This window comes from Tsukamurella asaccharolytica, assembly GCF_007858435.1.
Taxonomy (GTDB): domain Bacteria; phylum Actinomycetota; class Actinomycetes; order Mycobacteriales; family Mycobacteriaceae; genus Tsukamurella; species Tsukamurella asaccharolytica.
This window is the reverse complement of sequence record NZ_VIGW01000070.1, coordinates 1-536: the sequence shown is the minus strand read 5'-3', so window position 1 is coordinate 536 and position 536 is coordinate 1. Positions and strand designations below refer to the sequence as shown.

Here is a 536-nt window from a genome sequence, read left to right as displayed (position 1 = left end):
AAAAGAGGGAGGCAACCTCGTTGCCGGCGGTAAAATCCATTCCGACTTAGGCAGTGGTTGGTATGTTGAACCGACAATTTTTGATAATGTTCGCTCCGATATGACCCTCTTTCAAAATGAGGTCTTTGGTCCTGTTCTTGCCGTTGTGAGCTTCCAATCAGATGAAGAGGCGATCACGCTCGCAAATGACTCTCACTATGGTTTAGCTGCCTCTTTCTATACCCAAAATATCAAGCGAGCTTTCCATGTTGCTGCCGCGATTAAAGCAGGAACCATCTCAGTCAATGGCTTTAGTGAGGGGGATATTACTACACCTTTCGGAGGTTTTAAACAATCAGGTTTTGGCGGTAAAGATAATGGCTTAGAAGCCTTTGAACAATATACCGCACAGAAAGTGATCTGGTATATGCATTAATCACTGTCCATTAATCAGTATCCATTAATCAGTGCCACTGTAATAACTAACATAACGGGCATAACTGGCATAACTGTAATAACAGAAGAGAGGGAGAGGGAGAAGGTCTCCCTTGCCCCTC

At 44.0% G+C, this 536-nt stretch carries 1 protein-coding gene; it reads left to right on the top strand.

Annotation, left to right across the window (positions count from 1 at the left end):
• Positions 1-415, top strand: a 415-nt coding sequence (locus FK529_RS20980; RefSeq protein WP_146564371.1) for an aldehyde dehydrogenase family protein, incomplete at its 5' end; no start/stop codon positions are given.
• Positions 416-536 lie beyond the last annotated feature (121 nt).